Source organism: Streptomyces sp. NPDC111656 (assembly GCF_055656965.1).
The window spans coordinates 24,086-30,400 of record NZ_JBVKCA010000022.1 but is presented as its reverse complement, the minus strand read 5'-3'; the positions used below and the strand labels follow the sequence as shown (position 1 = coordinate 30,400).

General features: G+C 69.5%; 6 protein-coding genes. 5 read left to right on the top strand and 1 reads right to left on the bottom strand.

The window, feature by feature from the left end:
* Nucleotides 1–372: 372 nt before the first annotated feature.
* Nucleotides 373–999 carry a TetR/AcrR family transcriptional regulator gene (locus ACZ7M3_RS42420; protein WP_382007448.1) on the bottom strand — a complete coding sequence of 209 codons (627 nt, stop codon included), beginning with the start codon at nt 997–999 and terminating at the stop codon, nt 373–375.
* A gap of 278 nt (nt 1,000–1,277) precedes the next feature.
* On the opposite strand from ACZ7M3_RS42420, the gene ACZ7M3_RS42415 reads away from it, so the two are divergent.
* The 5 genes from ACZ7M3_RS42415 to ACZ7M3_RS42395 all read left to right on the top strand — a co-directional run bounded on the left by ACZ7M3_RS42415 (nt 1,278) and on the right by ACZ7M3_RS42395 (nt 6,300).
* Complete coding sequence (locus ACZ7M3_RS42415) at nt 1,278–2,255, top strand: tetratricopeptide repeat protein (RefSeq protein WP_472070919.1); 978 nt, start codon at nt 1,278–1,280, stop codon at nt 2,253–2,255.
* A gap of 658 nt (nt 2,256–2,913) precedes the next feature.
* Nucleotides 2,914–3,546, top strand: a complete 633-nt coding sequence (locus ACZ7M3_RS42410) for a DUF6230 family protein (RefSeq protein ID WP_097286268.1) — start codon at nt 2,914–2,916, stop codon at nt 3,544–3,546.
* A gap of 121 nt (nt 3,547–3,667) precedes the next feature.
* Nucleotides 3,668–4,291 (top strand): DUF6114 domain-containing protein, encoded by a 624-nt coding sequence (locus tag ACZ7M3_RS42405; RefSeq protein ID WP_472070917.1) that lies wholly within the window; start codon nt 3,668–3,670, stop codon nt 4,289–4,291.
* The gene (locus ACZ7M3_RS42400) at nt 4,281–5,600 is read left to right on the top strand and encodes a hypothetical protein (protein WP_472070915.1); all 1,320 of its coding nucleotides are present in this window, start codon (nt 4,281–4,283) and stop codon (nt 5,598–5,600) included. The genes ACZ7M3_RS42405 and ACZ7M3_RS42400 overlap by 11 nt, the downstream gene beginning before the upstream one ends.
* Before the next feature lie 151 nt (nt 5,601–5,751).
* Complete coding sequence (locus ACZ7M3_RS42395) at nt 5,752–6,300, top strand: hypothetical protein (protein WP_472070913.1); 549 nt, start codon at nt 5,752–5,754, stop codon at nt 6,298–6,300.
* Nucleotides 6,301–6,315 lie beyond the last annotated feature (15 nt).

Genomic DNA, 6,315 nt, shown 5'->3' with positions numbered 1-6,315 from the left:
CTGGTCGCGCAGTTCCTCGCGCCCCTTGAGCCGGGGCTGCGCCCCAGGCCTCGGGCGTCCTTCTTCGGCCGCGGGTGGGTGGGGGCTGGTCGCGCAGTTCCTCGCGCCCCTTGAGCCGGGGCTGCGCCCCAGGCCTCGGGCGTCCTTCTTCGGCCGCGGGTGGGTGGGGGCTGGTCGCGCTGTTCCTCGCGCCCCTTGAGCCGGGGCTGCGCCCCAGGCCTCGGGCGTCCTCTTTCGGCCGCGGGTGCGTGGGGGCCGGTCGCGCAGTTCCTCGCGCCCCTGAAAGCCTCGGGTCGGCCGGTGGTCGACGGCGAGGCCACTCACCGCGCCCCACCTACCCCGACCTGCCCACCGTTTGACGGCGAGGTTTGTTCAGGGGGCGGGAGGTGTGGCTGTCAGGCCCAGGAGGAGGACCTGGGTGAACGCGCGGACCCACTCCTCGTCCGCGGGCTCCCCGCTGACGAGAGTGCGATGCACCACCGCCCCCGCGACCACGTCGAAGATGAGGTCCGCCGTACGCGCGGCGGCCTCGGGGTCGGACTCCGGAGGGAGTTCGCCGCGCGCGGTGGCCCGGGCGCGCCCCTCCACGACGAGCCGCTTCTGGCGGTCGACGATGGACGTGCGGATGCGTTCGCGCAGCGGTTCGTCGCGGGTCGACTCGGCCACCACCGCCATCAGGGCCGTCGCGGTCTCGGGCCGGTTCAGGAGCTCCGCGAACTGAAGCACCACGCCCTCGATGTCGGCGGCGAGGCTCCCGCGGTCGGGGAGTTCCAGTTCGTCGAAGAGGACGGCCACCGCGTCGACCACGAGCTCGTTCTTGCCCGCCCAGCGACGGTAGAGGGTCGTCTTGGCGACCCCGGCCCGGGTCGCCACGTCCCCCAACGTCAGCTTGGACCAGCCCAGTTCGACCAGCGCCGCCCGCGTCGCCTGCAGGATCGCGGCGTCCGCGGCAGCGCTGCGCGGGCGTCCCGTGCGGGGGGTGGTGGCGCGACTCTGCATGTCAGGACCTTATCCGCCGCCCCGGCCGGCCAAATCAGGCGGTTGTGTGAAGTCGTGAGGGAGATCACCGGGGTATGGCGGACAGGGGACCCGAGGGACAGTTACGCTACGAGCCGTAGCGAAAGCTCGTACATGGTGACTCGTGGACGGGCGACAACCATGGGCGCCAGGTGGGGACCCGGCGCCCGACAGCACGGATCGAGTCGGGTCGCGTCGTAAAGCGGCCCGGCTTTCACAGCGCTTTTCACACGTGCGCGAGGAAGGGGGAGGATGTACTCATGCAGCCACGGAACATGTCCATGAGCGGAGTCGTCGACCTCGCCGCGGTGAAGGCGGCCCAGGAGGCCAAGGCGAAGGCGGAGCAGGCGCGCGCCGAAGCGGCCAGGCAGGGCGACGGAGGCGGGGCCGTCTCTCCCGCCGGCCTCGTCATCGATGTCGACGAGGCGGGATTCGAGCGCGATGTCCTTCAGCGGTCCACCGAGGTTCCGGTCGTCATCGACTTCTGGGCCGAGTGGTGCGAGCCCTGCAAGCAGTTGAGCCCGGTGCTCGAACGGCTTGCCGTCGAGTACAACGGACGGTTCGTCCTTGCCAAGATCGATGTCGACGCCAACCAGATGTTGATGCAGCAGTTCGGGATCCAGGGGATCCCGGCCGTGTTCGCCGTCGTGGCGGGGCAGGCTCTGCCGCTCTTCCAGGGTGCGGCCGCGGAGGCGCAGATCCGCGGGACCCTCGACCAGCTCGTCGAGGTCGCCGAGCAGCGCTTCGGCCTGACCGGCCTGACGGTCGACCCCGAGGCCGAGCCCGGCAGCGCCCCGGAGGTGCACGAGGTGCCGGCAGGGCCCTACGACGCGCTCCTGGAGGCCGCTGTGCAGGCCCTGGACGCGGGTGACTTCGGCGGCGCGGTACAGGCGTACAAGAACGTGCTGAGCGACGACCCGGGCAACACGGAGGCCAGGCTCGGCCTCGCGCAGGCCGAGTTGCTGCAGCGTGTGCAGGGTGCCGACCCGCTCCAGGTGCGCAAGGACGCCGCCGAGAAGCCCAAGGACGTACCGGCGCAGATCGCGGCCGCGGACCTCGACCTGGTGGGCGGGCACGTCGAGGACGCGTTCGGGCGGCTCATCGACACGGTGCAGCGCACGGCGGGCGACGACCGGGATGCCGTACGGCTGAGGCTGTTGGAGCTCTTCGAGGTCGTGGGTGGCGACGATCCGCGGGTGATCGCGGCGCGCCGGGCGCTGGCGCGGGCGCTGTTCTGATCGGCTCCCGGACCGGGCTCCGCCCGGTGTGCTGACCTGTTCCTAAACGCCGGGGCGTGTGATGCCCAGGTGAAAGATTTGCCGAGAGAGCGGCAGGTGGCCGCGCTTTACCAAAACTTGGTAAACGCGGCCGCTGTTACTCGGAGTAAGTCAGGAGCGTTGATCTGTCGGATTCTGTCCATGGATCAACTGTTTTGGTGTCCCCCTTGGCGCCACCCAGAGTTGTCGACCGATACCGCCGGGTCGTTGTTCGGTTATCCGGCCGTTACTAGCCAGTAACGAACCCCCTTGTGCGGGCGGCGAGAATGCACCACGATCGGCGACGCTCGGTCCATTCCCCCTACCCCGACAACCAATCGGGTCAAGGGGTTTTCTGGGTCCCCACCGAGTAGGGGCGGCGGCAGTGGCGCCGGCCCTTGGACAGGGGGGTCTCTGCCGTTCGGCGGAGCCTGTCCAGCAGGTTGTGCGTGATGTGTGTCAGGCGCGACCAGTGGTTGTCGCTCGGGGGTGATCGCCGGTGATGTCGGGCGCAGTTGGCGCTCGACGGGTACGGGCGCTCTCCTTCCCGAGGACGTAGCACTTCTCCCATCCCTGCCCGGCTGAGCCGCCGACATGGGGCAGTCAGGGCCAGGAGATGTACGTCCGAGAAGGAGGAAATATGGAGTCCCAGGTGCGTGGCGGGACCAGATGGAAGCGGTTCGCGGTCGTGATGGTGCCCAGTGTGGCCGCCACGGCAGCGATAGGTGTCGCCCTCGCGCAGGGCGCTCTCGCCGCGTCGTTCAGTGTGTCGGGTCAGTCGTTCAAGGTGACGGCGGACTCGCTCCACGGAGAAGGCTTCTCGCAGTACGGAGCCATCGACTCGGGGTACACCCTCGACGGTCAGAAGACGGCTCACCCCGTCGCGGTCTCGGCGTTCAAGTCCGCGTCGATCACCAACATGTGCCAGTCCGTGGTCACCCCGAACATCCCGCTGCTCGGATCGGTCAGTCTGGTCCTGAAGGCGGGCGGCGGTGGCACTCCGGTCCAGGCCGAGAACCTGTACATCGACGTCGAGGACCTGCAGGCTGACGCGACGTTCCACAACATCGACATCGGTGTTGCGGCCAAGGACGCCAGCAAGGGTCCGGGCATCGGCAAGGGCGACCAGGCGAACCCGTACGGATTCGCCCAGCAGGCCGAGTCGGCCGACCTGACCGATGTGAAGCAGACGGCGTGGGCGACCACCGCCGGTACGTTCAAGCTCAGCGGTCTGAAGATGTCGGTGTCCAAGGGCGTCAAGGAGTGCTACTAGGCACTCCAGGGGGCGGGCGGGGGAGCCGGCAGTTGCCCCGCCCGCCCCACCCTTTCCAGTAGTACGTGAACTTCTCAAGCGCGTACGTCTCACAGTAAAGCCGTTCCAGGGAGCCGTTTCCATGAGCGCCGAGTCACCCGGGCAGAGCGAGCACTATCTCCAAGTCTTCCGGCGGAACTTCCGTACCTGGAGGGGCGATCGCCCGTTCTGGGCCGGCTTGTTCATCCTGCTCGGCGGCTTCCCCATCGCCTACTTCCCGTATGCGAACCTCCAGATCGGCCATCTGACGCTGGCGATGTCCACCACCGCCGGCGCCGGCTCCCTGATCATCGGCGTGCTGCTCTGGGTCCTGGGTATCAGCCTCTGGTTCCAGAAGCATGTACGGACCTTCGCCGGGGTCGCCGCGATCCTGCTCGCGCTGGTCTCCATCCCGGTGTCCAACCTCGGTGGCTTCCTCATCGGCTTCCTCTTCGCCATGACCGGCGGTGCGATGGCGGTCTCCTGGGTTCCTGGTGAGCCCGGCGAGGAGCAGCGCGCGCCGGCGCACAAGAGCGAGGGCGGCGCCCCGGACGCCCTCGACACCACCCCGAACACCCCGCACCTGCCGCAGAGCCCGGAGTCCATGGGCATCCAGCACGGTGCCGACAGCGCGGGCCCCGCGGTCGCCGACGAGTCGGGCGAGCCGAGGGACCTGTCAGGAATGAGCTCCGCCTACGGGGCGAACGGGAGGCACAGTGCCGGCTGACGAGGTGATCCGCGGGACCGAGGTGGACGAGTCCCGGGTGAGAACCGGGCCGCGCCACGCGGCCCCGAGGAAGCCGCTGTTCACCAGGTTCCACGTGCCCGCGGGCAAGGCCGTCGCCATCGCGGCGATGCCGACCGCGGTCCTCATGGGGATGGGATTCACGCCGACACTCGCCCAGGCCGACGACCACTCGCCCGCCAAGAGCCTGACCGCCGACGAGTACCAGAACTGCGTCGAGGCCGTGGACGGCAAGGACACGTCGGCCAGTCCGACCCCCTCAGCTTCGGCCTCCTCCTCTTCCTCGGCGAGCGCCTCCGCGTCCGCCGACAAGCCGGAGCCGACCCCCTCGGCCAGCACGTCCGCGTCGCCGGACAAGACCTCTTCGTCGGATTCAGGTTCCGACGACAAGGCCGGGTCCACGCCGACGCCGTCCGCGAGCAAGTCGGCGCAGAGCAGTGGCGGTGGCAGCACTTCGGCGGCGACCCCGTCGGCGTCCGCGAGCAGCGGGGGCGACCTGCTGGGCACCATCGGCGACGCGATCACGGGCATCTTCACCGGCGGCAGCGACTCCACGTCGAGCGCCACCGCGAGCCCCACGCCGTCGGCCTCCGCGTCCGCCTCGGCGAGCGCGACCAAGGACACCGGCGACAAGACCACGTCCGACACGCTCAAGGACACCACCGGCAAGGTCGCCGACACGGTCAAGAACACCGTGAAGGACACGACCGACACGGCGACCAAGGCGGCCGAGGACACCACCAAGGCGGTCAAGGACGCGACCGACGCGGTCACCTCGTCCCCCAGCCCGTCCGCGAGCTCCACCACCGACGCGGCCAACTGCCCGGTCGCCACCGACGCCGAGGGCGGCGTCGACAACCCGGTGACCCTGCCCGACGACCCCTGGTACCTGAACGCCAGTTCGCTGCTCCTCAAGGGCGCGGACTACCAGGGCATCGTGAAGGTGAAGACCGCCAACGGCAGCGTCAAGAAGGTCCTGAAGTACGTCATCTCCGACGGCACCGACATCGGCGATCTGCACCAGACGGTGAACGACAAGCAGTCCGGCAAGACGTACCACGTGCAGGCCGGCAGCGGTACGACGTCCACCATCCGTGACGGCAAGACGGTGATGTACACCGAGAGCATCTCCGGCAACCTGCTCGGCCTGATCCCGATCACGTTCAGCCCGGACAACCCGCCGCCGCTGAACATACCGCTGATCTACTTCACCAAGGTGAAGGTCGTCCAGGCCGGCCAGTTCGGCGGCACGCTGACCGTACCCGGGATGCACCAGTACGTGACCGGCTGACGGCCGGTCGCGACCAAGACCCGTTCGGGAGCCGCACAGGGCTGTGGCCCGGTTCCTCCGCTCATGCGGAGGAACCGGGCCACAGCCCTGAACGGAGCGGAGCGGAACAGCACGGCAGGCAAGCGTGCGCGGCGGCGGGGGAGATGTTCTGATGAGTGGCCTCTTCGACGGGCTGGACCGGCTCGACCTGGACGCGCACGCGCGTCGTTGGTCGGCGGTGGCTACGGACGACGCCTCTGGGGACGTGAGCCAATGGATGGCCGCGGCCCAGCAGTTCGCCGCCCGCATCCAGGCGGACCCGGCCGGGGTGAGCGACGAGCAGTGGCGGGCGATCACCGAGGCGTGGCCGGCCCTGCTGGCGGCCGCCGAGCGTGCGACCGGCACGCAGCGCAACGAATGGCTGTTGCGCGACCTGTGGCTCAGGTCCTGGCTGCTGGAGAAGGTGGGGCCGCGTGCGGACGTCCCCCTGTTCGATCCCGGCCCGGTGCTCGAACGAGCGCTGGACGCCATGCCGATGAGCTCGGAGGAGGCAGCCGAGCTCGCCCCGCGGTGGCGTGAGCTGGAGCATGCCCGGATGCGTGCGCTCCGGATGATCCGACAGCTGCTCGCGCCCCCGCGCGCCCTGGCCCCGCTCCTTGCGGATCACCCGCGGTGGAGCGAGTTCGAGGCGTATCAGCGGTTGGCCGGCGCGCTGCCGTGAACCGCCCGTGATCAT

Excerpts from the sequence above, each read along its gene's own strand:
- ACZ7M3_RS42415 (WP_472070919.1), top strand. The coding sequence starts at position 1,278 with ATGCAGCCACGGAACATGTCCATGAGCGGAGTCGTCGACCTCGCCGCG.
- ACZ7M3_RS42405 (WP_472070917.1), top strand. The coding sequence starts at position 3,668 with ATGAGCGCCGAGTCACCCGGGCAGAGCGAGCACTATCTCCAAGTCTTC.
- ACZ7M3_RS42410 (WP_097286268.1), top strand. The coding sequence starts at position 2,914 with ATGGAGTCCCAGGTGCGTGGCGGGACCAGATGGAAGCGGTTCGCGGTC.
- ACZ7M3_RS42395 (WP_472070913.1), top strand. The coding sequence starts at position 5,752 with ATGAGTGGCCTCTTCGACGGGCTGGACCGGCTCGACCTGGACGCGCAC.
- ACZ7M3_RS42420 (WP_382007448.1), bottom strand. The coding sequence starts at position 999 with ATGCAGAGTCGCGCCACCACCCCCCGCACGGGACGCCCGCGCAGCGCT.